19 protein-coding genes are annotated in these 25605 nt (G+C 61.3%); 7 read left to right on the forward strand and 12 right to left on the reverse strand.

Translation table 11 applies throughout. From position 1 onward, the window contains the following. The first annotated feature begins 252 nt into the window (after positions 1 to 252). A complete protein-coding gene (locus tag ISN74_RS17445) occupies positions 253 to 2427 on the forward strand; it encodes a primosomal protein N' (protein WP_188800428.1) in 2175 nt (724 codons plus the stop codon). Between the two features lie 51 nt (positions 2428 to 2478). Here ISN74_RS17445 and ISN74_RS17450 read toward each other — a convergent pair whose 3' ends face one another. The 11 genes from ISN74_RS17450 to ISN74_RS17500 all read right to left on the reverse strand — a co-directional run bounded on the left by ISN74_RS17450 (position 2479) and on the right by ISN74_RS17500 (position 17085). After that, positions 2479 to 3957 carry an efflux transporter outer membrane subunit gene (locus ISN74_RS17450; RefSeq protein WP_188800429.1) on the reverse strand — a complete coding sequence of 493 codons (1479 nt, stop codon included), beginning with the start codon at positions 3955 to 3957 and terminating at the stop codon, positions 2479 to 2481. After that, positions 3941 to 5155 carry an efflux RND transporter periplasmic adaptor subunit gene (locus ISN74_RS17455; protein ID WP_188800430.1) on the reverse strand — a complete coding sequence of 405 codons (1215 nt, stop codon included), beginning with the start codon at positions 5153 to 5155 and terminating at the stop codon, positions 3941 to 3943. The genes ISN74_RS17450 and ISN74_RS17455 overlap by 17 nt, the downstream gene beginning before the upstream one ends. After that, entirely contained in the window at positions 5145 to 8381 is a 3237-nt protein-coding gene (locus ISN74_RS17460) for an efflux RND transporter permease subunit (protein ID WP_188800431.1), read from the reverse strand. Before ISN74_RS17460 ends, ISN74_RS17455 begins: the two co-directional genes overlap by 11 nt. A 114-nt stretch (positions 8382 to 8495) precedes the next feature. Next, on the reverse strand, positions 8496 to 9911 hold the full coding sequence (locus tag ISN74_RS17465) for a sensor histidine kinase (RefSeq protein ID WP_229679339.1): 1416 nt from the start codon (positions 9909 to 9911) through the stop codon (positions 8496 to 8498). Beyond that, complete coding sequence (locus tag ISN74_RS17470; RefSeq protein ID WP_188800432.1) at positions 9904 to 10578, reverse strand: response regulator transcription factor; 675 nt, start codon at positions 10576 to 10578, stop codon at positions 9904 to 9906. Before ISN74_RS17470 ends, ISN74_RS17465 begins: the two co-directional genes overlap by 8 nt. A gap of 174 nt (positions 10579 to 10752) precedes the next feature. Further along, positions 10753 to 11610, reverse strand: coding sequence for an RNA polymerase sigma factor RpoH (gene rpoH, locus ISN74_RS17475; protein WP_188800433.1), 858 nt, complete (start codon positions 11608 to 11610; stop codon positions 10753 to 10755). Positions 11611 to 11897: 287 nt separating this feature from the next. After that, on the reverse strand, positions 11898 to 12608 hold the full coding sequence (gene ung, locus ISN74_RS17480) for a uracil-DNA glycosylase (RefSeq protein ID WP_188800434.1): 711 nt from the start codon (positions 12606 to 12608) through the stop codon (positions 11898 to 11900). 5 nt (positions 12609 to 12613) lie between these two features. Further along, on the reverse strand, positions 12614 to 13456 hold the full coding sequence (locus tag ISN74_RS17485) for a response regulator (protein ID WP_188800435.1): 843 nt from the start codon (positions 13454 to 13456) through the stop codon (positions 12614 to 12616). A gap of 132 nt (positions 13457 to 13588) precedes the next feature. Further along, a complete protein-coding gene (gene ftsX / locus ISN74_RS17490) occupies positions 13589 to 14569 on the reverse strand; it encodes a permease-like cell division protein FtsX (RefSeq protein ID WP_188800436.1) in 981 nt (326 codons plus the stop codon). Beyond that, positions 14566 to 15243, reverse strand: a complete 678-nt coding sequence (ftsE, locus tag ISN74_RS17495; RefSeq protein WP_188800437.1) for a cell division ATP-binding protein FtsE — start codon at positions 15241 to 15243, stop codon at positions 14566 to 14568. The genes ftsX and ftsE overlap by 4 nt, the downstream gene beginning before the upstream one ends. Before the next feature lie 189 nt (positions 15244 to 15432). Next, positions 15433 to 17085, reverse strand: coding sequence for a DEAD/DEAH box helicase (locus tag ISN74_RS17500; protein WP_188800438.1), 1653 nt, complete (start codon positions 17083 to 17085; stop codon positions 15433 to 15435). A gap of 360 nt (positions 17086 to 17445) precedes the next feature. On the opposite strand from ISN74_RS17500, the gene trxA reads away from it, so the two are divergent. Both trxA and rho read left to right on the forward strand, forming a co-directional pair. Then, a complete protein-coding gene (trxA, locus tag ISN74_RS17505) occupies positions 17446 to 17772 on the forward strand; it encodes a thioredoxin TrxA (RefSeq protein ID WP_188800439.1) in 327 nt (108 codons plus the stop codon). A gap of 155 nt (positions 17773 to 17927) precedes the next feature. Then, entirely contained in the window at positions 17928 to 19676 is a 1749-nt protein-coding gene (gene rho / locus ISN74_RS17510) for a transcription termination factor Rho (RefSeq protein ID WP_188800440.1), read from the forward strand. 223 nt (positions 19677 to 19899) lie between these two features. Here the strand turns inward: rho and ISN74_RS17515 are convergent, their stop codons facing one another. After that, a complete protein-coding gene (locus ISN74_RS17515; RefSeq protein ID WP_203546640.1) occupies positions 19900 to 20703 on the reverse strand; it encodes a M23 family metallopeptidase in 804 nt (267 codons plus the stop codon). A gap of 374 nt (positions 20704 to 21077) precedes the next feature. Here ISN74_RS17515 and ISN74_RS17520 point away from each other — a divergent pair, with 374 nt between their 5' ends. From ISN74_RS17520 to ISN74_RS17535, 4 genes are all read left to right on the forward strand, one after another. Next, complete coding sequence (locus tag ISN74_RS17520; RefSeq protein WP_188800442.1) at positions 21078 to 21743, forward strand: response regulator; 666 nt, start codon at positions 21078 to 21080, stop codon at positions 21741 to 21743. 32 nt (positions 21744 to 21775) lie between these two features. Continuing rightward, complete coding sequence (locus ISN74_RS17525; protein WP_188800443.1) at positions 21776 to 23272, forward strand: sensor histidine kinase; 1497 nt, start codon at positions 21776 to 21778, stop codon at positions 23270 to 23272. Between the two features lie 182 nt (positions 23273 to 23454). Further along, a complete protein-coding gene (locus ISN74_RS17530; protein ID WP_188800444.1) occupies positions 23455 to 24822 on the forward strand; it encodes a glutamate--cysteine ligase in 1368 nt (455 codons plus the stop codon). Beyond that, positions 24819 to 25457 (forward strand): LysE/ArgO family amino acid transporter, encoded by a 639-nt coding sequence (locus ISN74_RS17535; protein ID WP_229679341.1) that lies wholly within the window; start codon positions 24819 to 24821, stop codon positions 25455 to 25457. Before ISN74_RS17530 ends, ISN74_RS17535 begins: the two co-directional genes overlap by 4 nt. The last annotated feature ends 148 nt before the right edge of the window (positions 25458 to 25605 follow it).

A 25605-nucleotide genomic window follows, 5' to 3' on the forward strand; every position in this document is an offset into this window, starting at 1 on the left:
ACTGATCAAAACTTGAACAGCCTGTCACAACGTCCGTTCTAATGCGCGTTAACGCACACTCTCAACGTCACATCCACAGACTTATCCACAGCTCTTGTGGATAAGGGAAAAACCACGTTTGGTTGAGCCACTTAGCCGCCGTTCCTAGATGACAAGGAAGCATTCGCAGGCAAGCGCCCAGCGCAACATCCTTCGCGGGTTTTAGTAAGGCTCGCGATACACTCGAACCGGTACCGCGCGCACCCGACATCCATGCCATCCGTCCTTCGTATCGCTCTGCCGGTACCTCTGCCCACCCTGTTCGACTACCTGCCGCCGGCAAGCGGCCAGGCCGTCGCGGGCAGTCGTGTGCTCGTGCCGTTCGGACGCGGCAAAGCGGTTGGCGTTGTGGTGGAAACCGACGTCGACTCAAACGTAGGCAGCGCGCGGCTCAAACGTGTGTCGCGCGTACTCGATGATGCTCCGCTGCTCGATGCCGAATTGATGCAGACACTGGCCTGGGCTGCCGACTACTGGCTTGGCGCGCCCGGCGAAGCCTACGCCAACGCGCTGCCGCTGCTGTTGCGCGAAGACAAACCTTTACCGGAAACCCGCGAACCGGCGTGGCAACTCACCATCGCGGGCTTAAGCGCACTGGATGCCGGCAGCCGGCGCGGCGGAAGCCGTGCGCTGCTGCAAGTACTAGCCGAAGGTCCGCAATCAGCCACCGAGCTGGATCTGGCATTGCCCGACTGGCGTGCGGCGGCGCGGCGACTGGCTGATGCAGGTCTGATTGAGCGCGGCGAACTGGCCATGTCGCCAATGCCCCAGCCATCGCTGCGGCCCCCCGTCTTGCACCCCGAACAAGAAGCGGCCGTGAGCGCGGTCGCCGCCGCCTTCGATCGGTTCCAGCCGTTCCTGCTCGACGGCATCACGGGCAGCGGCAAGACCGAGGTCTACCTCGCCTTGATCGAACAAGCACTGGCGCAGGACAAGCAAACGCTGCTGCTGGTGCCGGAAATAGGCCTCGCCCCACAAACCGTGCGCCGATTGCGCGAACGCCTCGGCGTACCGGTCGAGGTCCTGCATTCCAATCTGGCCGAAGGCGAACGCGCACGCGCCTGGCTGCGAATGCGCTCGGGCGAATCGAAAGTCGTTCTTGGTACACGTTCCGCCGTATTCACCCCGCTGCCGCAAGCGGGACTGATCATCGTAGACGAAGAACACGATGGTGCTTACAAGCAGCAGGAAGGCTTCCGCTATCACGCCCGTGACCTCGCGCTGGTCCGCGGACGCGCGCTCAACGTGCCGGTGATGCTGGGTTCTGCCACGCCATCGCTGGAAAGCCTGGCCAATGTCGAAGCAGGCCGCTATCAGGCGCTGCATCTGCGCTCGCGGCCAAGTGCGGTGCGACCGCCGCAGGTGCAGATCATCGATATGCGTGCGCAACGGCTGGAACATGGTCTTTCGCCTGCGCTGCTGCATACCGTCGGCGAAACCGTGGCGCGCGGCGAACAGGTATTGGTGTTTCGCAACCGTCGCGGTTACGCACCCGTGTTGCTGTGCCATAGCTGCGGCTGGCATGCGGAATGTCCGCGCTGCGAACATCCGATGACCTTGCACGCTGCGTGGCGGCGGCTGATCTGCCACCACTGCGATCATCAATCCGCCATACCCACCACCTGCCCGGCTTGCGGCAGCAACGAACTGAAACCCCAGGGCCAAGGCACCGAACGGTTGGAAGAAGCGCTCACCGCGCATTTTCCGCAAACACCGGTGTTGCGCATCGACCGCGAAACCACACGCCGCCGCGATGCCTTCGAACAGCTGCTCGCCAACCTGCAAGCCGATGCGCCCGTCATTCTGGTTGGCACACAAATGCTGGCCAAAGGCCACGATCTGCCCAATCTGACGCTCGTCGCTATTGTGGGCGTGGATGAAGGTTTGCTCAGCGTAGATTTCCGCGCCGGCGAACGACTGGCACAGCTGGTGGTGCAAGTGGCCGGACGTGCCGGACGCGCCAGCAAACCCGGCCGCGTGCTGCTGCAGACACACCACCCGGATCATCCCCTGCTACGCAGCTTGCTGTCGCAAGGCTACGCAGCGGCCGCCAAAGACTTGCTGGTCGAACGCCATCAAACCGGCTTACCGCCGTTTGGTCATCAGGTGTTGCTGCGCGCTGAAGCGCATGAGCGTATGACCGTTGACGCCTTCCTGGGCGAAGCACGTGCCGCGTTACCCGATACGGATACCTTGCAAATTGCGGGCCCCATGCCAGCGCCGATGCCATTGCGCGCAGGGCGCCAGCGCGGGCAGTTGCTGATCGAATCGACCACACGCCGTCATCTGCATGCGGCAGTGCGGCCGTGGTCATTGCAACTTGCGCAGCTGCCGAGCGCACGCAAGGTGCGCTGGTCGCTGGATGTGGATCCGGTCGATTTGTATTGACACGCGATTAGGCGTTTCCAGAGATATCTGGATCATCACGAACGCCGACGATCATTGCGTCGACGTTTTTTCAGCCGCCTGCGCAACCGTCCTGCCATCAAAACCAGCCGCATCGCGCGTCCATCCACCACCCAGCGCGCGAATCAGGTTCACGCTCGCTTGCAGGCGCCGCGTACGAATCGCCTCTGCATCGCGTTGTGCTGATAAAGCTGCGGTCTGTGCTGTCACCACTTCCAGATAGTTGACGATGCCTTCGCGATAACGATTGGTAGCAATGGTCAAAGTCTTTTGCGCCGCGACCTCCGCCTCGTCTTCCTGATTGGCCTCGGTACCCAGATCGCGCAGCAGCACAAGGTTATCTTCCACCTGACGAAATGCCGTCAGCACGGTCTGCCGGTAATCCGCCGATGCCTCGGCAAATTCCGCATGCGCCTGGCGCAACTGAGCACGACGCAAGCCGGCATCAAACAGATTCAGCGTAGCCAGTGGCCCCAGCGCCCAAAAGCGGTTGCCCATGGAAAGAAGATTGCCGAAGCCAGTGTTCTGAAAACCATAACCACCCGACAGGCTCAGATCGGGAAAGAACGCCGCGCGCGCGACGCCGATACCCGCATTGGCCGCAAACACGCGCCGTTCCGCCGAGGCAATATCGGGCCGACGTTCAAGCAACGTAGAGGGCAGCCCCGGCGGTGTGACAGGCAACTGCAACTGCTGCGGATCCGACTCCAGCGAGAAACTCGAAGCGGGCTCGCCAACGAGTGCAGCAATAGCATGCTCAGTCAGCGCGCGCTGAGCTTGCACTTCCGTCACCTGTGCTTGCGCGTCATGCAATTGCGCCTGCGCGCGCGACACATCCATGCCCGATGCGATACCGCCTTCGTGTCGGTTTTCGGTCAGTTCCAGCGCGCGCTCGTACGCCTTCAACGTGCTATTGAGAATGCCGTCCTGAATGTCGTATCCACGCAAGCGCACGTAGTCATCGGCCAGTTGTGCTTCCAGACTGAGCTTGGCTGAAGCAAGATCGGCTTGCGCTGCTTGCGACAACGCATGTCCCTGACTGACTTCGTTGCGAATGCGACCCCACAGATCGAGGTCATAATTGACGCCGACACCTACCGTGTCGCTGTCGTACTCATTGGGCTGATCGCTGCCACGCAGGGGACGGTTATCCGACTGGCGCGCGCGCTCCGGATTGGCGGCGAAATCCAAACTGGGGAACATGCCCGAACGCAACTGGCTTTCGAAAGCACGCGCCGTGTCGTAGCGCGCCAGTGCTGCGGCAAGGCTCGGATTGTCCGCATCAAGTTTCGACTCCAGTTGACCCAGCTGGCGATCGTCATACAACGCCCACCAGCTGCCGCGCGGTAGTTCATCCGAAGGCTGCGCGACTTTCCATGCCGTGCCCGCTTCCTTGAAGGAAGCGGGCATCGGTGGCAACGAAGGCGTGTGATAAGTCGGCGCCAGCGAGCAGCCGCCCAGCATCGCGACGGCGGCGGCAACGGCTAACAGACGATCAACGTGCAGTTTCATGACCCTTCTCCGTAGCTGCCTCGACGGCAGCCCCGTTGTCGCTGGTATCGAGTTGCACCCGATCGCCATTCATCAGCGAATCGGGTGGATTCTCAATGACACGGTCGCTTTGCGTCAGACCTTGATCGATCAACAAGGTCTGCCCAAGGTCCATTCCGATATGCACATCGCGCAAATGCGCACGGCTATCAGGCCCGAACACCGCTACCTGCGCTCCATGCGCGCGGAAGATAAGTGCGCTGGCTGGCACGCTGATCAGGTTGGGATTGGTTTCCAGTGCGAGCTTCACATCAGCGTAATCACCCGGCTTCAAGGCACCGTCGGTGTTATCGGCCTCGAACTGCGCCAGCATGCTGCCGGAAGTCTGGTTGATGGCACCGGAGTTACCGAGCAAGGTGGCCTCGAACGTGCGGCCCGGGTGTTCGGGCACGCTCAAGTTCACCTTCATACCAGGCTTGATACCGCCGGCATCCACTTCCGGAATCGGCACATACAAGCGCATGTGGCTGGTATCGGAAACCGTAAACAATTCCTGGTTGCTGCTGTCGTTGTTGGCGGTGATCAAATCGCCCACGTCGGTATGGCGCGCCGTCACCAGGCCATTGAAGGGTGCAACGATTTTCTTGAAGGTTTCCAGCGCGTCCAGGCGATCCACATCGGCCTTGGCTGCCAGCACTGTCGCTTGCGCCGCCTGAGCTTCGCCGATTTTCTCGTCGACCTCCTGCTTGGACACCGAATCGGAAGTCAGCAGGTGCTGCCAACGCCGCGAAGTGATGTTGGCGAGATTGGCATCGGCCTGTGCCTTGACCAGTACGGCCTTGGCCTGCTCCAACTGCTGATCCAGCTCGGGCGTGTCGACCGTGGCCAGCACTTCGCCGGCTTTCACTTTGTCACCGATATCCTTGTACCAATTCTTCAGGTAACCGCTGACGCGTGCATGGATGGGTGAGCTGTACCACGCTTCCAGGTGACCAGGCAGCGTAATCACATGCGTCTTGTCGGGATCCGATGGCGGCGCCAGGCGCACGGTGGGAATCAGCTGCGCATCGGTCCATTGCACGAGTTCATGATGATCGTGATAGCGGATCGCCAGGCCACCGCCGACAATCAGCACGGCCGCAATGGCGCCAAAGATACTGAGCTTTTTCAAGCGCGGCGGGCGCGCCGCGACTTGCACGGGTGCAGGGTTATGCGACATGGGGAATTCCTGCGGCAGGTTCGGATTCGGAAGAAGTTTGTTCGCGGCCATGCACGATGCTGAAAATCACCGGCACGAACAGCAAGGTGGCGGCGGTGGCAAACAGCAGACCGCCAATCACCGCGCGGCCGAGCGGCGAGTTCTGCTCTTGCGTCAGCGCCATCGGCAGCATGCCGATGATCATCGCCAGCGCGGTCATGCAAACCGGGCGGAAACGGGTGAAGCCGGCTTCCAGCGCCGCTTTCATCGCATCGCCATGTTCGGCCAGGCGTTCGCGGGCAAAGCTCACCACCAGAATGGAGTTGGCGGTGGCCACGCCCATGCACATGATGGCGCCGGTCAGGGCAGGTACCGATAGCGTGGTGTGCGTGGCAAACAGCATCCACACGATGCCAGCCAACGCAGCAGGCAACGCCGTGATAATCACGAACGGATCGAGCCACGACTGGAAGTTCACCACGATCAGCATGTAGATCAGCACGATCGCTGCCAACAGGCCGAATAGCAGGCCGGAGAAAGCCGTATTCATGGCGGTGACCTGACCATAAAGGCCGACCGTCGTGCCTTTCGGGCGATCCTTGGCGAAATCGTTGAGCACCTTCTGGATGCCGGAAGACACCGCACCAAGATCGCGTCCTTGCACGGCAGCGTAGATATCGAAAGACGGTGCGATGTTGTAGTGCGTCACGATCGCCGGCGTATCCGTACGCGTGATCGAGGCCAACGCACCAAGCGTCTGCTGCGCACCGGTGCTTGCCGATGTCACCGGCAAGCTCTGCAATTGCGCCATGCTATCCATGTTGTACTGCGGCGTTTGCGCCACCACTGCGTAGGACACACCGGTCCGCGGGTTGAGCCAGAAGGTCGGTGCAACCTGCGAACTGCCGGCCAGCGAAGCCACCATGCTGTCGGTGACGTCCTTCTCGGTAATGCCGAGCTGGTCGGCGCGCACGCGGTCGACATTGACGTTCAGTTGCGGCTGACCGGTCGACTGCTGCAAACGCACGTCGGCAATGCCAGGAATGCTCTGCATGCGGCGCATGATCTGGATCGCATAGGCCTGGTTGGCTTGCAGATTGCGTCCCGCGATCTTTACATCCAGCGGCGCGGGCGCACCGAAGTTAAGGATCTGACTGGCCATGTCCGCGGGCAAGAACGCAAAGTCCGTACCAGGAAACTGGTGGGGTAGCACGCTGCGCAGCTTCTTGACGAATTCGTCGGTGGGAGCGTGACCTTCCTTGAGCAAGATCTGGATATCGCCATCCTGCGGACCGATCGTGCCGGTGTTGCTGTACACCATGTTGATGCCGCTGATCGGCAAGCCGATGTTGTCGATGATGTTGTCCAGCTGCGACGGCGGAATCACCTTGCGTATGGCGTTCTCGATGCGATCGAATTCTGCCGCTGTATCCTCGATGCGCGTACCAACCGGCGCGCGCACGTGCAAAGCAATCGCGCCTGCGTCCGTACTGGGGAAAAAGTCGCGTCCCAGGAACGGCACCAGCGCGAACGAAGCCACCACAAATCCAAGGAACCCGAGCACGAACTTCTTGCGCGTAGATAGTGCGAGGGCCAGCGTGCCGTAGTAAGCATCGCGGATGCTGGAGAAGCGGCGCTCGAATCCTTGCTGGAAATTCACCAGCGCGCGGCGCAGGGAGCTGCGGCGTATCGGCGGATGCTGATCACCTTCGTGCTTGTTGATAAACGGGTCTTCCGGATGATGACCTTCACCGCTTTCCATGACATGCGGCTTGAGAAGATACATCGCCATGGTCGGCACCAGGGTGCGCGACAGCACGAACGAGGAGATCATCGCAAAGATCACCGCCAATGCCATCGGGCGGAACAGGAAGCCTGCGATGCCTTCGAGCATGAACATCGGCACGAACACGATACAGATGCAAAGCAGCGAAACAAAAGCTGGCGTCACAATCTGTTTGGCGCCATCCATGATCGCCGTTTCGACATCCTTGCCTTGTTCCAGATGCCAGTTGATGTTCTCGATGGTCACCGTAGCGTCGTCCACGAGAATACCCACTGCCAGCGCGAGGCCACCGAGGGTCATCACGTTAAGCGTTTGCCCGAAAGTGGCCAGCAATGCGATGGCCGACAGCACCGCAAGCGGAATCGAAACCGCGATGATCACCGTCGAACGCCAGCTGCCCAGGAAGATCAGGATCATCAGCGAGGTCAGGCAGGCGGCAATGATGCCTTCGCGTGCCACCGACGTCACCGCTGCTTTCACAAACACCGATTGATCGCCGAGTGCCTTGATTTTCAGCGACGACGGCGTGGTTTCCTCGATCAGCGGCAGCATGTTCTTGATGCCAGCCACGACCGCCAGCGTTGAGGCGTTGCCGTTCTTGAGTGCAGACATCAGCACGGCGCGATGGCCATCTACGCGCACGATGTTCTGCTGCGGTGGCGAACCATCACGTACGTGCGCAACCTGACCGATGGTGATGGTGGCGCCATTGACCGTCTTGATTGGCAGGTTGTTCAGCTCTTCAATCGCCTCCGGGCTATCGTTGAGCTGCACCATGTAATCGTCCTGGCCGATCTTGATGTCACCCACCGGCACGATCTGGTTCTGCGCGGCCAGTGCATCGCCGACGTCCTGGGCGGACAGGCCCTTGGCGGCCAGCGCCTGCGGATCGAGATCGAGCATCACTTCGCGATTCTTGCCACCGTAAGGCGTCGGAATCGCCACGCCGGCCACATTGGTCAGCGCTGGACGGATGAAGTTCTGGGCGGTGTCGAGAATCTGCTGCTCGGAAAGCTTGTTGCTGGAAAGCGCCAACTGCAGGATCGGCACGGTAGAAGCGTTGTAATTGATGATCTGCGGCGGCGTGATGCCGGGCGGCATCTGCTTGAGCACCGTCTGCGAGATCGACGTGACCTGCGCCGTGGCCGTGCGAATATCCACGCTCGGCTGGAAGAAGATCTTCACCACGCCAATGCCCGGCAGCGATTCTGATTCGATGTGTTCGATGTCGTTGACCGAGGAGCTGAGCGAGCGCTCGTAGTAGTAGATCACGCGGCCCGACATGTCGCTGGGCGAAAGACCGTTGTAGGTCCACACCACACTGATCACCGGGATGCCGATGTTCGGGAAGATATCCGTGGGCGTGCGCAAGGCGGCCAATGGCCCGACCAGCAGGATAAACAGCGCGAGGACGATGAAAGTAAGGGGACGCGAGAGTGCGATCCGGACGAGGGCCAACATAGGGCAGGTTCCAGCAGCTTGCGTTAGCGCTGGCGCCTATTATCAGCACCGTCTGATAGACATGCCTTTCATAGGCATGAAGATTGTTTAATGAAAGTCGGCTAAATGCGGCTGCTAAGCGGTTTCGGGCGTTTCCCGATGGGGCTGTAACGGACAATTCATGCCCATACGGGTGCCGGGACCGTGTCCGTCGATGCTCAGTTCAAAGTCATGCAGCTTGGCGATAGCTGCCACGATACTCAGCCCCAAGCCATGCCCGGATGCGTCACGATTGCCTTCGCCGCGGTAAAAACGCTGCCATACCGCGTGGCGTTGTTCTTCCGGAATGCCCGGGCCGCTGTCCGCCACCTCGATATGCGCCAGATCAGGAGCGATACGCTGCACCATCAGGCCGACCCGTCCGCCCACCGGGGTGAACTTGATCGCATTACCGACCAAGTTACCGACGGCCTCGAACAGCAAATCCGGATCGGCCTGCACGATCAAGCCAGGCTCGGACTCAAGCTCAAATTGCAGTTGCTGATCCTCGGCCAGTGGGGCATAGAGTTCGTACACCCGCTCCAGCGTTTCACCGAGATCGACGTCGACAAAGCCTTCGCGGCGGCGGCGGTCTTCCAGTTCGGAGATGCGCAGCAATGCGCGAAACCTGGCGAGTACCTCGTCGACATCGGACGCGCAGCGCTCAATAAGCGAGGCATGCGGATCCTGCTCGTTCAGTTCCTGCTGCACGCGGTACAGTTGTGAACGCAGACGCGTCAGTGGTGTGCGCAAATCGTGCGCGATATTGTCGCAAACACCTTTTACCTCGCCCATCAGCCGCTCGATCTGGTCGAGCATATCGTTGACGATGGCGGCAAGCCGATCCAGTTCATCGCCACGATTGCTTACCGGCAAGCGCTGTCGCAGATCGCCGCGCATGATCGGGTGCGTAGCCGATTCGATCTGCCGGATGCGCCGCCGCGGTCCTCGATTGAGAATCAGGCCGCCGATGAGGCCCGGCACGAGGGTGAACGAAACGCCCCACCACACCGCGTGCGAAATGATGTTGCCAACGCGCGCCGCGATGCGCGTGGTGTGCGCGAGCACTAGGATCTGCCCACCGGGAAGATGCGCGGCAATCACAGAAAGTTTCGACGTCGCCGGCGCAAACGGTCCGCTGATCACCTGCTCGGTTGGCATGCGCACCGAATCCGAATCGATCTTCAAGCCGGCAGGGAATTGCAGCACGTCGCCGTATTGCCATTTCTTGTTCGCGTCGAACAAGCCCCACGCGTTGTAATTAGTGCGTTCCAGAATGACGTAATCATTCAACGCCACCAGCATGTGCTCCTGATCGAGGCCGCGCAGATAAGTGACCTGCTGCTTGAGCTGCATGTCCGTGCGCGTTTCGAGGTAATGCAGGGTTTCCCAATAAATGTAACCCAGCAGCATCGTGCCCCAGATGACGAAGAACACACCATAGGCGAGCAGCAGCCGCGACGTGGTTGCCCGCCAGTGGATCGACAGGTTCCTGGCGGTTGCACTAGCCAAGGCGATACCCCGAGCCGCGCATGGTACGGATTAGCGACGGCTCGCCATCGTTGTCCACCTTGCGGCGCAGGCGCGCGATATGTACATCGATCAGATTGGTGCCAGGATCGAAGCGCAGCCCCCACACACTTTCGAAAATCATCGCACGCGTCAGCACTTGTCCCGGATAGCGCATCAGGAATTCCAGCAAGCGGTATTCCGTGGGCAGCAAGGTCAACTCGCGGCTGCCGCGGCGTGCGGTGCGGCTGATCATGTCCAATTCCAGATCGGCCACGCGTAGCCGGGTTTGCGCCGGGTGATCTTGCCGGTGTCGGCGCAGCAGCACCTCGATGCGCGCCGCCATTTCATCCGGCGCAAACGGCTTGGTGAGGTAATCGTCGCCACCTGCGCGCAGGCCGCGCACGCGTTCGTCCACATCGCCCATGGCGCTGATCATCAGCACCGGCGTGGTAATGCCGCGTTCGCGCAGTTGTTTCACCAAGGTCAGGCCATCCATGCTGGGCAGCATCAAGTCCAGGGTGATCGCATCGAAATGCGGCTCCTGCGCGCGCAGGAAACCTTGCTGGCCATCGTGCACGCGATCGGCGGTAATGCCGTGCGAGGCCAACTCCAGCACGATTTCGCGTGCCGTGATTTCGTCGTCTTCGATGACCAGGATGTGGGGCATGCAGGTTACCGGCCGTTCCATCGTTGACCGTAAGGGTAGGCCATGGATGGGCTCAGGTGAATCGCGGATGGTTTTGCCTGATTCATCCAGAGACTCTCATCCTGTAATCGCCCACAACAAAAACGGCCTCCACAAGGGAGGCCGTCATAACTCACGCTTTGAAGCGATGCCAGATCAGGCCGCAAACAACCCGCGCATCTTCTTCATCGCATTCGCTTCAACCTGGCGAATACGCTCAGCGGAAACGCCATACTCATCCGCCAGATCCTGCAGCGTGGCCTTTTCCTCATTGAGCCAGCGGCGCTGGATGATGTCGCGCGAACGCTGGTCCAGCTTGCGCAGCGCATTCGACAGGGTTTCCAGCTGGTTGTCAGTCTGGTCGGCGTCGGCCACGTTCTGATACGGATCAGCGCCTTCGTCGACCAGGAACGCTTCCGGTGCCGGCTTGGCATCGTCCTCGGCATCCGCCGGGGCTTCGAAACCGATGTCACGGCCGGACAGACGCGATTCCATCTCGCGCACCGTGGCCTCCGGCACGCCAAGGTCCTTGGCGACCATGCGCACTTCCTCGGCATTCATCCAGCCCAAGCGCTTTTTGCTCTTGCGCAGGTTGAAGAACAACTTGCGCTGCGCCTTGGTGGTGGCCACCTTCACGATGCGCCAGTTGCGCAGGATGAACTCGTGCATTTCTGCACGGATCCAGTGCACGGCAAAACTGACCAGGCGCACGCCCTGATCGGGGTCAAAACGCTTGACCGCCTTCATCAGGCCGATGTTGCCTTCCTGAATAAGATCGGACAGCTGCAGACCGTAGCCGCTATAGCCACGGGCCACGTGAACAACAAAGCGCAGGTGCGACATCACCAGCTTGCGGGCGGAGGCAAGATCCTCCTCCGACTGATAGCGGCGCGACAGGTCCTGCTCTTCTTCCTGGCTGAGCACCGGGATGCGGTGAACCGCCGAGATGTAGGCATCCAGACTGCCAACGACGCTGGGAACCGGCAAAGTGGCCGCTGCCAAGGCTTGGGACATGTTGGAACCTCCTGAATATGGGGTCAGCTTAGCACTCTGGTACTTGGAGTGCTAAAGGCGTCCGGAGTTCCGGCGCCTTTTATGTACCGAATAGTACACGAATGCCCCGGCCTTGTCCAATCCGATGGTTGCCGGGAGGGGTGGTTTCAAGCATGACTTTTGGGGGCTGAAGGGCCGGTAAGCGGAGGTGCGGCAAAGAAAGGGGTTGCCTCGCCTTGGCAGAACAGCCCCGGCCTATCTGACGCTTAAGTCGGCGTCTCATTTCCCGCGCCATGGCGGGGTGGCGATCAGGTGGCTTCGAGTTGGGCGCGAGGCGGTAGTGACCAGTCGATGGGTGGCTGCCCAATGTTTTCCAGGTAACGGTTGGCGGCAGAGAAATGCCCGCAACCGATAAAACCGCGATGCGCGGACAGCGGCGAGGGATGCACTGATTTCAGTACAGCGTGGCGGCGCGTATCGATCAGCTGGCCTTTGCGTTGCGCATAGGAGCCCCACAACATGAAAACGATGCCTTCGCGCTCGCGGTTAAGCGCGTCGATAGCTGCATCGGTAAAACCTTCCCAGCCCTTGCCTTGATGCGAAGCAGCCAGACTGCGCTCCACGGTAAGCACCGCATTGAGCAGTAGCACGCCGCGATCGGCCCACGGCGTGAGGCAGCCGTGATCGGGCGGCGCGATATTCAGGTCACGCTGGATTTCCTTGAAGATGTTGACCAGCGACGGGGGTGCCGGCACGCCCGGCCGCACGGAAAAACACAAACCATGTGCCTGCCCCGGCCCGTGATACGGATCCTGTCCCAGGATCACCACACGCACCGCATCGAACGACGTGTGCGAGAAGGCATTGAAGATTTCCGGGCCAGGCGGATAGATCACCTTGCCGTTGCGCTTCTCCGCACGCAGAAACTCGGACAGCGCCCGCATGTCCGGCCGCTGCAGATAATCGCCAATGCGCTCCTTCCACGAGGGCTCGAACTTGATGCGTTCTTCATCACTCATTGCGGCTAGCCTGTTTCTTCGCGTGCGCGCAGATGTTGCGCCACACGCAATTGAAACAGAAGCTTGGTGATCAGCAAACGTTCTTCGACCGGCTTTTCCACCAGGTCATTGGCGCCGGCACGGATCAGCATGGCCTGATTGTCGGGATTTTCATCACCGGTCATCACCAGCACCGGCAATTTGCCCTTGCCATAGCCGAAATCGGTGCGGATAAACTTGAGCAGGTCGCCGCCGGTCAGCTCGCCCTTGAGGCTGACGTCGGTCAGCACGACATCGACGCCGACCAAACCCTGCGCACGCTCGGTTTCCAGCATGGCCAGCGCATCTTCCACGCTGACCACATGGCGTACGGTAAGACCAATCTTCTCCAGCATGCGGCGTGTGGCCAGCGCGACGACGCGGCTGTCCTCCACGTACAGCACTACGCCTTCGGCGCTGCTTTCCGGCCGCACATAGCCGCGGATGAATTCGGCCAGCGCCTGGAAGCCGAGTGATTTGTCGAAATAATCCGTGACGTGTTCGCCCAGCGCGCGGCGATGCAGGCGATCATCGACGTCGCCTGACACCACCACGATCGGCACATACACCTGCGGCGCGGATTCGCGCACATAGCGCGCCAGCTCCAGCCCATCCATGTCGGGCAGCCGCAACGCGACGGTAATGAAATCGAACACGCCGTCGCCGAGCAGCTGCTGCGCTTCCGCGCCGCTGCCACAACCTACGACCTCAGCCTGCGGCAGCTCGGTTTTCAGTACGCGCGTGATCAGCTGGCGCACGACTTTGGAGCCGTCCACCACCAGCACACGCGGTGCAGCGCTGAGGTCGCGGCTGCTGATACTTGCAGTCATTAAAAGTCCCCACCATCCCCTAAGCTTCCATGCTCGTGCGTCGGCAGACGCCCCTGCGCCCGTTTGGCCGGTCAATCATGCCTCAGACTCGCAGGAGGCAGTGCGAACGATTTCACCGCCTGCCTCATTCGTTCATGCAGCGCGCCGCAACTGCCAGGCGCTGACCAAGCGGGCGCCGAGCCAGCCGAGGACGGCGGCGGCCACCGGTACAGCCAACAGCAGCCACGGCGGCAAGCCGCCCACGCGCAGCTTTCCACCGTAGGCTTGACTGAGCCGGGCCACGGGTTCGGCCAACGCAAACTCAATGGCGACCGCCAGACCCACTGCCAGAATGCCGCTGAACAGGCCGTACCAGATGCCGGCGTAGAGATACGGGCGGCGCACGAATGCGCGACTGGCGCCGATCAGTTTCAGTACGCCGATTTCCTCGGCGCGGCTGGTGATGTCCACGCGTACCGTGTTGCCGACCACCAGCAACACCGCCAGCGCAAACAAGGCTGCCAGGATCAGCACAGCGCGATTTCCCACATTCAGCAGGGCGTCCAGGCGTTCACGCCAGGTGCCGCTGTCTTGCACGATGTCTACGCCCTGCATGCCGCGCAGATCATCGACCAGATGATTGGCGGCATCGGCAGAAATGCCGTCCTGCGGCTGCACTTCGAGCACGTACGGTAGTGGGTTGTCGTCCAGCGCATGCAGCGAATCGGAGAAGCCCTGCATCTTGCTCAGTTCGTCCATGCCCTGCTGCGGCGTCTTCACCGTGACGCTGGCGACGCCGTCATGCTGCTCGACCTGCTTGGCGAGCAGTTGTGCGTTACTGGCGACCTGATCCGTTTTCAGGAATACGTTGATGACCTGGTTGCGGCCCAGCGCATCGCCCAATGACTGTGCGTTGGAGAGCAGCAGATAGAAGGCCAGTGGCAACGCCAACGCCAGCCCCATCACCGCAACGGTCAGCAAGGTGCCCACCGGCTTGGACGACAGGCGGCGCAAGCTGGCACTCGCGCTCCAACCGTGATGCTCACGCCAGCTTGCTACCGGACGGCGATGACTGCGTTCGGTGCGCACGGGTGCCTGCGTCTGCGGGGCCTGAACCTCATTGGGCGTGCTCATAGCACTTCCTCCGCCGCCACATCCGCGACCAGGCGACCGTGATCAAGCACGATGACGCGTTTCTTCATGCGCTTGATCAACGGCAGATCATGGCTGGCGATCAGCACGGTGGTGCCGACCTGCTGGAATTCCGCAAACAGTCCCATGATTTCGACGGCAAGCTGGGGGTCGAGATTGCCAGTCGGTTCGTCGGCAATCAGCACGGTCGGCTTTGCCACGATGGCGCGCGCGATGCCCACGCGCTGCTGCTCACCGGTGGAGAGCGAGGCAGGAAGCTGGCGCTCATAATCGAGCAGACTGACTTTCTCCAACGCTGCACGTACACGTCGGCCGCGCTCCTGCGGCGCGATGCCGCCGATCACCAACGGCAGTTCGACATTGGCGAACACGGTGCGATCCATCAGCAAGCGATGATCCTGGAACACCATGCCGAGACTGCGGCGCAATTTGGGAATGCCGCCCTGCCCGACCTTGGCCAGACTTTGCCCATCGAGGCTGATGTGGCCATGCGAAGGGCGTTCGATGAGCGCCAGCAACTTGAGCAAGGTGCTCTTGCCTGCACCGGAATGACCGGTGACGAATGCCATCTCGCCCTTGGCGACTTCGAATGTGAGCTGAGAGAGGGCTTCATGCCCCCCTTCATAGCGCTTGCTGACCTGGTCGAAGCGGATCACCGCGTTCCCCACCTTTAACCGCATGTGTCGATGGCGGCAAGGATAAGGGATGCGGTAGTGCCTGTCCTCCTATGCGCCACGCTTCGACGCGAGGTCATCGTGATGAAGGCATCACAGGGACGCGGAATCTGCGCGACCACCGGAACAGCGCCTTCCCCGGCTTGCGGGGGAAGGCGTTGGATACTGCGCTCAGCGGCCTTTGAACAGATTCACCAGGCGACGGAAGAAACCCTGCTTCCTCGGCGCCGGTTGCTCGCCGGACGGCGATTGCGCCACCACCTGACGTGAGGGACGACTGTTGTTGCCACCCGAAGCAGTCACCTGATTGGCGGCGACCTCTGCACCCGGCGCGGCACCCGCACGACGACGGCCGCGGCCACCACGGCGACGGCGACGCTTGCCCTCGCCACTGGTTTCGCCTTGCGGCTTGTCGGAAGGTACCGGCGCGGACACGACATCCGTATGGGCGGCAGCGGCTTCCTCGACACGCGGCTTGCGCGGACGATCTTCGCGACGCCGTTCCGGCGCGCCAGAGCGCTCGCCGGTACGACCACTGCGGTGGCGCGGGCCACCTGAGGGTTTGTCACGCGACACAACCTTGTCGCCAAACGCCGCGCTATCGGAAGCAGCATCCGCTACGAACTGAGCGTCGATCTGCTTCGGCTCCGGCATCACCAGCAATTCGGGAGCGATCGCCGCGGTGGGAATCTTCTGCCCGATGTATTCCTCGATATCCGGCAGCGACATGGCGTACAAGTCGCAAGCGAAGCTGATCGCATCGCCTTCAGCACCCAGACGCGCGGTGCGGCCGATGCGGTGCACGTAGTCTTCGGCATCCTGCGGCAGGTCGTAGTTGAAGACGTGGCTGACGGCGGGAATATGCAGACCGCGTGCGGCCACGTCAGTGCAAACGAGGATGTCGAGCTGCCCATCCTGGAAGCGCTGCAGCAACTTCTGGCGCTTCAACTGCGGCACATCGCCGGACAGTGCGCCAACGCGATAGCCCTGACGCTTGACGCGATCAGTGATGCGCTCGGCAGCCGCCTTGGTGTTGACGAAGATGATGCTGCGCTCGGCCTTGGTCTGCTCGAGCAAGTTGAGCAGCAGCGGCATCTTCTCTTCCTTGGCGGGGAAGTAGACCAGCTGGCGCACCCGATCGGCGGTGACGTTATCGGTCTCCACCACCAGCTTCTCGGCGTTGTGCATGTGCTCGTAGGCCAACTCCAGCACGCGGTGCGACAGTGTGGCCGAGAACAGCAGCACCTGGCGCTGCTCGCGCGTCGGCAGGCGGCGGAAGATGAAGCGCACGTCCTTGATGAAGCCAAGGTCGAACATGCGGTCAGCTTCGTCGACCACCATCACTTCGACGCCGTTGAAGCCGAACACGTTCTGCTTGTGGTAGTCGAGCAGGCGGCCGGGCGTGGCGATGATGATGTCGCAGCCGTCCTTCAGCAGTTGCCGCTGCTTGTCGTAGTCGACGCCGCCGTAGATCAGCGCAGTGCGCAGGCCGGTGTAGCGGCCGATGCTCTTGGCGTCCTTTTCGATCTGGATCGCCAGTTCGCGGGTCGGTGCGATCACCAGTGCACGCGGATCGGAATCCTTGCGCTCGGCCACTGCCGGCTGGGTCAGCAGGCGATTCATCATCGCAACCAGGAAGGCGCAGGTCTTGCCGGTGCCGGTCTGGGCCTGGCCGGCCACGTCGCGGCCGGTGAGCGCTATCGGCAGGGTCAGCGCCTGGATCGGCGTGCAACGTGCGAAGCCGGCCTCGTCGAGGCCTTGCTGCAGCAGCGGGTGCAAATCGAATTGGGTGAAAAAGGTTTCAGTGAGTACAGTCTGGGACATGAATGGGGATTCTGGTACGAGCCGGCGCAGGGCGACCGGCCCGGTCCCGCAGTCAGTCAGGCAACTTTGGGACAGGTGGATGGGTGCGGCGCGCTTCAGGCAGCGGCGCCGAAAGGGCGGCACGTCCCGCCGGCATAGGTGAAACGACTTATAAAGCCACCTCACCTATACCAGCTGGACCTGCCGCAAGTGCCCTTGAATCGCTTGAATCGCGTCCCGACTTAGGCTGGAATGGAACCCTGCCGCAACGGCACCGCTTCCATTCCCGGATCGACCCGCGCCTCATGGGCATTCCTATAGTGTAGCTGATGATCGGCGCGCGATCGTAAACCCCACCCGCCTTACCCTCGGAGACCCACGGTGAGCGAACTTATCAGTCATGTGAGCGACGACGCCTTCGACCAGGAAGTGCTGAAGTCTGAAACCCCCGTCCTGCTGGACTTCTGGGCCGAATGGTGTGGCCCGTGCAAGGCCATCGCCCCCGCCCTGGAAGATCTCGCCAAGCAGTACGAAGGCAAGCTGCGGGTGGTCAAGCTGAACATCGACCATAACCAGAAAACCCCCCGCACCTACGGCGTGCGCGGCATTCCGACCCTGATGGTGTTCAAGAACGGCAAAGTCGAGGCCACCCAGATCGGCGCGGTCAGCAAGGGCCAGCTGGCTCAGATGATCGACAAGGCCATCTAAGGGGCGCCTAACCGCCTCTCTCGCTGCGCATGCCCTTTACGACGCTGCGCAGCGAGTGCTAGATTCATTCAGTCGGGGCTCTCTTGCCCCCTCGCGCATTCCGCGCAACGCTCGTCCTCCCTCCTGTCATCAACGGCGCCCCGTGAGGTTTGCCCGTGTCCGATATCGAAAGCAAAGATTCTTCCGACGCCATTAGCGCCGAACCCAAAACTGTGACTGATACCCCTACTCGAACCCGTTCACCACGACGATCCGCTGCCGCAGCGGCCGATGCCAACGCGCAAGGCAACAAAGCCGCGGAAGCTCCGGCGCCCGCTGTCGAGCGCCCGGCCCCTGCCGCCGAATCGCCCGCCCCTTCCTCCCCGGCGCAAGAACAGCTGCGCTACGGCGGCAACGGCCAGGCAAGCGAAGGCCAGCAGCAGGAAGCGCCTCGCGAGAACAACCAGGGCGGCCAGAACAACGGCGGTCAGAACGGCCCCTACCAGGGCAACAACGACCGCCGCAACGACCGTAACGATCGCAACCGTCGCCGTCGCCATGAGCGCAACCAGCGCCCGCCAGGCCAGGGTGGCGGCGCGCCGCGCAACCCGCACGGCTTGCCGGTGGATGATGAGAACGCGGATATCGGCAGCAACGATCGCGTCATCAACCTCACCGAACTCAAGCGCAAGAACCCGGTTCAGCTGCTGGAGTTCGCCGAATCGCTGGGCATCCAGGAAGGCGTCGCCCGCCAACGTCGCCAGGATGTGATCTTCAACATCCTCAAAGCCCACGCTCGCTCTGGCGGCGGTATCTGGGCCGAGGGTGTGCTGGAAATCCTGCAGGATGGCTTCGGCTTCCTCCGCTCCGCCGACGAGTCGTACCTGGCCGGCCCCGACGACATCTACGTATCGCCCAGCCAGATCCGCCGCTTCAACCTGCGCACCGGCGACTACATCACCGGACGCGTGCGTCATCCGAAGGAAGGCGAGCGCTACTTCGCGCTGCTGAAGGTCGACGACATCAACGGCGATCCGCCGGAAGCATCGAAAAACAAGATGCTGTTCGAGAACCTGACGCCGCTGTTCCCACGCAAGGCGTTCAAGCTCGAGCGCGGCAACGGGTCGAGCGAAGACATCACCGGACGCATCCTGGATCTGGTCGCACCGATCGGTCGCGGTCAGCGCGGCTTGATTGTCTCGCAGCCGAAATCCGGTAAAACGATGATGCTGCAGAACATCGCGCAGGCCATCACGTACAACCATCCCGATGCGCATCTGATCATGCTGTTGATCGATGAGCGTCCGGAAGAAGTGACGGAAATCGCCCGCACCGTTCGCGCCGAAGTGATCAGCTCCACCTTCGACGAACCCGCTGTGCGTCACGTGCAGGTCGCCGAAATGGTGATCGAACGTGCGAAGCGCCTGGTCGAACACAAGAAAGACGTGGTGATCCTGCTCGACTCCATCACGCGTCTGGCGCGCGCCTACAACACCGTGGTGCCCAGCTCCGGCAAGGTGCTCACCGGTGGTGTGGATGCCAACGCACTACAACGTCCGAAGCGCTTCTTCGGCGCGGCACGTAACGTGGAAGAAGGCGGCTCGCTCACCATCATCGCCACCGCGCTGATCGAAACCGGCAGCAAGATGGACGAGGTGATCTACGAAGAGTTCAAGGGCACCGGCAACATGGAAGTGCACTTGTCTCGCCGCATCTCCGAAAAGCGCGTGTATCCAGCTATCGACATCAACCGTTCCGGCACACGTCGCGAAGATCTACTGATCGAGCCGGATCTGCTGGCCAAGATCTGGATTCTGCGCAAGCTGCTGCATCCGATGGACGAGCTGGCAGCCATGGAATTCATGCTCGACAAGATGAAGAACACCAAGTCCAACGACGAGTTCTTCAATTCGATGAAGCGCTGATTTTCGCTGCAATCAAAAGCAAAAACGCCCGGCAAATGCCGGGCGTTTTTGTTTGAGACACTTTTCGCATCAGAACCGCCAAAAACATCCTGCACCTCAGTCATTCCGGCGAAGGCCGGAATCCATGACCAGTACGAAGCATGGATTCCGGCCTTCGCCGGAATGATGGTGAGGTACGGTGATGCAATGCGGAGACATAAAAACAACCATTGCCGGAGCGAATTCACAACGCAGCCAGATAAGGACCAGGATCCACCCGCTGCCCGCTGCGATGAATCTCAAAATGCAGATGTGGCCCGGTGGAATGACCGGTGGATCCGACCTTGGCAATCTGTTGCCCGGCTTTCACCTTCTCGCCCGCCTTCACCAGCAATTTAGAGGCGTGTGCGTACAAGGTTTTGTAACCATTGTGATGATCGATCACTACGACATTGCCGTAACTGCGATCATAAACAGCCCTGATCACCGTGCCCGCAGCCACGGCATACACCGGTGATCCCGTTCGCGCCGCAAGATCGATACCACCGTGAAACGCATGCCCTCTTCCGAACGGATTGGGACGGCTGCCGAATTCCGATGTGATGCGCGCCAGCGCTACCGGCATGTGCGTTTCCATCTGGTGGAACCTCGCCACTTCATCCAGCGGCATCGGCTCTTCCGCCTCAACAACCTGCTCCGGTGCGAGGTGCCCGGTGGACGCGCCATAGATGCGCGTCAAAACACGAAAATACGATCCCGGCTCTGCCGTCAGATCGTCGGAGACATCCGCAATGGCCGCCTGCGCGCGACGGGAGACGTTTGCGTGCGAGAGCCACGCTTTCTCCGAGACCTGAAGAAAATCAGGTGCGTGATCCGTGGCAGATGCGTGCCTGTCCAGATAGTCCGGCGCGCGCTGCTGCGCGGCCATCACGGCGGAGGCCGCGAGCCATGCGGCAAGCATGCCGCCAGCCACGGCGGGCCATTTCAACTGCAAAAGCTGCTTTTTGACGGCGGAGAAACCCACGACGAACATCATTTTTTCCGGCACGCAGTGGCCCCCGCAGCCAACTCAGGCGGCGTAGGACTGCCATGGAGGGAATGGCGAGAGCGTCCGTCATCTCGCAGGCTTGCTGAGCCACACACCCGATAGGGCCGCGGCCAGCGATTGCCATTGGGCCAAAATTTCCCGGTGACGAGTATCGGATCAAGCTCAAATATGGCAGGAAAAACGTCTCAAGATGCTGATTTTTATGAACAAACAGTCAGCTTAACGCGTATTCGATAACAGCATAACGATGCCCTCACCTGTCCAGCCTCCCCCAACAAGCGGTGAACACCATTTCCCGCGTAGGTCTTACGCCACTCTGTGTCGTCAGCGTTACAGCTGCTAGGATTTTGCGACTCCCCTTCGCCTAAGCCGTAATGCGCATTCTGCTCGTTGAAGACGATCCCCTTGTATCCGACGCCATCGTGCGCGGCCTGGCCACCGCCGGCTATGTGGTAGACGCAGTGACCGATGCCGAATCCGTCCAGGGTCGCCTGGACACCACCCACTACGATCTTGCGATCGTGGACCTTGGCCTGCCCGGTGAAGATGGCTTCACCCTGGTTCGCCGCCTGCGCCGCGATGGCAGTCCCTTGCCGCTACTGATCGTGACCGCACGCGATGGCCTGGATGACCGCGTCAACGCGCTGGACCTGGGCGCCGACGATTACCTGGTCAAACCTTTCGCACTGCCCGAACTGGCGGCGCGCTGCCGTGCCCTGATCCGCCGTGCCACGGCTGCCGCCGCCAATGAAATGGTCGTGGGTCGCCTGCGTATCGACTTGGCCGGACGCCGTGCCATCGATGATGCCGGACGCGTGCTCGAGCTGACCCGCCGCGAATGGTCGATCCTGGAATGCCTGGCACATCACAGCGGTCGCGTGGTGAGCAAGGAGCGTCTGATCCAGGCGATCGTCAGCTGGGACGAGGAAATTTCCGGCAACGCGATCGAAGTGCACGTTTCGCGCCTGCGTGCGAAGCTGGGAGACGCCGCCACGGTACGCGGCATCCGCGGACTCGGTTATCGCCTCGATGACGCCTGAGTTGTACTGATCGGTTCATGGCAGGCGGCACGATGTCCAGTTCCAGGCCCTCACGCGTCCCCAGCATTCGTAGCCGCCTGTTCGGCTATTTGCTGCTGCCGCTGGTGTTGCTGCTCATCGCCAGTATCTGGGCCGATCACCGCACTTACGTGTCGCCCATGTACGACATGTTCGACCGCGCGCTGTCACATTCCGCGGTGGCGATCGCATCGCACGTGCACAAGGGACCTGATGGACACCTCTACGTCGAAAAGCAGGATCCCGGTCCGCCGCTGATTCACGGACCGGGCGAAGGTCCGATGCCACTGCCACCTCCGCCCGGCGACGAGCCATTCGAACGTGGCCGACCACCGGGGCGGTTTGATCCCGAATACCGCCCGATGTCGTGGATGCGGCTGTATTCGGGCGCGCATGAAAACTTCGTCTACCGGGTCAGCCAAGCCGACGGCACGACGCTGGCCGGCGATGAAACACTGCCGATGACCACAGGCGAGATCATCGACAATCTCACCTACGGCGAAACGCGCCATAAAGGGCTCTACTATCGCCTGGCCAGCTATCACACCGTGGTCGATGGCGAGCCCATCGTCGTCACTGTGGGTGAAACGGTGCACCGGCGCGACACGATCGTGCGCCGGCTGGATACGCTGGTTGGCGTGAGCGATGGCATCCAGCTGCTGCTGGTGCTTGGACTGTGTCTGTTTGGCATTCGCATCGCACTGCGCCCGATCAACCGCTTGCGCGACCAGATCATGCAGCGTGAACCTCAATCGCTGCAGCCGTTGCCGTTGGATCCCATACCCAGCGAAGTGCGTCCGCTGGTGCAATCGATGAACACCTTGTTCGTCACCGTGCGCGATTCCACCTTGGCGCAACAGCATTTCCTGACCAATGCCGCGCATCAGCTACGCACACCACTGACGGGCTTGAAAGCGCAGCTGGAAGTACTGGCGAACGAAACACAGGACCGTGCCCAACAGGAACGCATCAGTCGCCTGCAAGGCAGCGTGGATCGTCTTGCCCATACCGCAAACCAGTTGTTGGCGTTGGCGCGCGCAGAGCCGTCCGCACATGGCCCCAGCGACTTCGTCGCCATCCAACTCGACGCGCTGATCAGCGCCGTGGTCGGATCGATGCTGGACCGCGCGCTGACACACGACATCGACCTGGGCGCCGAATGCGAACCGGTGCAGGTCCATGGTGTGTACTGGCTGCTGCACGAACTGCTGATCAACCTGGTGGATAACGCCATTCGCCACACGCCCAAGCAAGGCAACATCACGCTTCGCTGCGGACGGCACAACGGCGCGCCCTATCTGGAAGTGGAAGACAGCGGCCCAGGCATTCCGGCCGCCGAGCGCGAACGCGTACGGGAGCGGTTCTACCGTGCAGCGGGCAGCGACGGCCAAAGCAGCGGCCTGGGCCTGGCGATCGTCGAGGAGATCGCACGCAGCCATCGGGCGCGTTTCCAGATTCTGGATGCGCATGAGGGAACCGGTGCGCGCATGCGGATCGAGTTTCCGCCGTAAATCCCGTCCCGGTTCCTAAGCCACAACGGCGCGTTTCGGAATAAGCCCACGCTGCTGATTTGGGTTCGCCCTGCCCTCGCCCCCTGTAGCTGTACTGTCACGTACAATTTTTTTCATTCGCCCCCTTTTCACAAAGGTACGGCGCCTCCATAGTCGGAAGCTCTCCCCGTGAGGCAAGCCACGTGTCCATACCCAGTGCCGTCAAGAGCACCCCGATCCACGGCCGCCAGCAGTTGATCGATTACCTGGCCGCCGGCGAGAAGCCGCGCGAGGCCTGGCGCATTGGCACGGAGCACGAAAAGTTCGGTTTCCGCACCGATGATCTACGTCCGCCGACGTTCGAAGGCGATCGTGGCATTCGCGCCCTGCTGGAAGGCATCGCCGCGCGCTATGGCTGGGAAATCGCCCGCGAAGGCGAAACCCCGGTGGCGCTGATTCGCGACAAAGCCAACATCACGCTGGAACCGGCGGGTCAGTTGGAGTTGTCCGGCGCGCCGCTGGAAACCATCCACCAGACCTGTTGCGAAGTGAACAAGCACCTGGACGAAGTTCGCTCGATCGCGGACGGCCTGGGCCTGGGCTTCCTCGGCATGGGTTTCCAGCCCAAGTGGCGGCGCGACGAAATGCCGTGGATGCCGAAGGGCCGCTACAAGATCATGCGCGAGTACATGCCCAAAGTCGGTTCGCTCGGCCTGGACATGATGACGCGTACCTGCACCGTGCAGGTGAACCTGGATTTTGAGAGCGAAGGCGACATGGTGCGCAAGTTCCGCACCAGCCTTGCGCTGCAACCGATCGCCACCGCGCTGTTCGCCGATTCCCCGTTCACCGAAGGCAAACCGAACGGTTATCAGTCATTCCGCTCGCATGTTTGGACCGACACCGATGCGGATCGCACCGGCATGCTCGACTTCGTGTTCGAAGACAGCTTCGGCTACGAACGCTACGTCGACTACATCCTCGATGTGCCGATGTACTTCAGCTATCAGGATGGCCGCTACATCGATCTGGCGGGACAGGACTTCAAGCGCTTCATGACCGGCACGCTCGAGGCGCTGCCTGGCGGGCGCGCCACCATGAAGGATTGGGCCGATCACCTCACCACGGCTTTTCCGGAAGTGCGCCTGAAGCAATATCTGGAAATGCGCGGCGCCGATGGTGGTCCATGGAATCGTCTATGCGCACTACCCGCGTTGTGGGTGGGCCTGCTCTATGACGACGAAGCACTGCGTGCCGCGTGGGATCTGGTCAAAGACTTCACTCGCGAAGAACGCCATGCTCTGCGCGATGGCGTGCCCAAGCACGCGCTGAAATTGCCGTTCCGCAACGGCACCGTGCGCGATCTGGCGCGCGAAACCCTGCAGATCGCCGCGCACGGCTTGAAGCGTCGCCATCGGCTCAACCGCAACGGCGCTGACGAAAGCATTTTCCTGGAACCGCTGATGGAGATCGTCGAAGCGAACCAAACGCCTGCGGAGCGCAAGCTCGAGTTGTTCCACGGCGAATGGAACGGCAGCGTCGATCCGGTATTCAAGGAATTCGCATATTGATCGCGGCAGGATCGGCCCACGCGCCGTTCCTTGCCGGGCTGCTGCTCGGCGCTTCGCTGATCGTGGCGATCGGCGCTCAGAATGCGTTTGTTCTTCGCCAGGGTCTGCTACAGGCGCATCGCTTTCCCGTTGCTCTGTTTTGTGCAGCGTCTGATGCCTTGCTGATCGCTGCAGGCGTAGGTGGCCTCGGCATGGCCGTGGGCCAGCATCCGCGCCTGCTTGCATCCATCGCCTGTATCGGTACATTGGTACTGGTGTGGTACGGCATACAGGCACTGCGCCGCGCTTTTCATCCACACGTATTAACACCGGATACGCACGCTGATACCGGCAGCATGTGGCGCGTGATCGCCACCTGTGCCGGATTCACCTGGCTCAATCCGCATGTCTATCTCGATACCGTGCTGCTGATTGGCAGCCTTGCCTCGGCGTGGCCCGTGCCGTGGCCGCGTGCGCTGTTTGCGATCGGCGCGGTGACGGCGTCGTTTATCTGGTTCTTTTCGCTCGCCTATGGCGCTCGTTTACTTGCGCCGCTGTTTCGCAAGCCGATGGCGTGGCGTGTACTGGATGGGCTGATTGCGATCGTCATGTGGAGTATCGCAACCAAGCTGCTGCTTTCGTTTATCGCGCGCTAGAACAATGCCTGTTCGATGCTTGCGCTCTTCGACGTCATTCCCGCGAAAGCGGGAATCCACCTTGCACTGTGGTGAAGGCAAAGATGGATTCCCGCTTTCGCGGGAATGACGTTCTTGAAAAGATCCCGCGCAGGAATAGAGCGCAAAG

This window comes from Dyella caseinilytica (assembly GCF_016865235.1).
GTDB classification, from domain to species: Bacteria; Pseudomonadota; Gammaproteobacteria; order Xanthomonadales; family Rhodanobacteraceae; genus Dyella_B; species Dyella_B caseinilytica.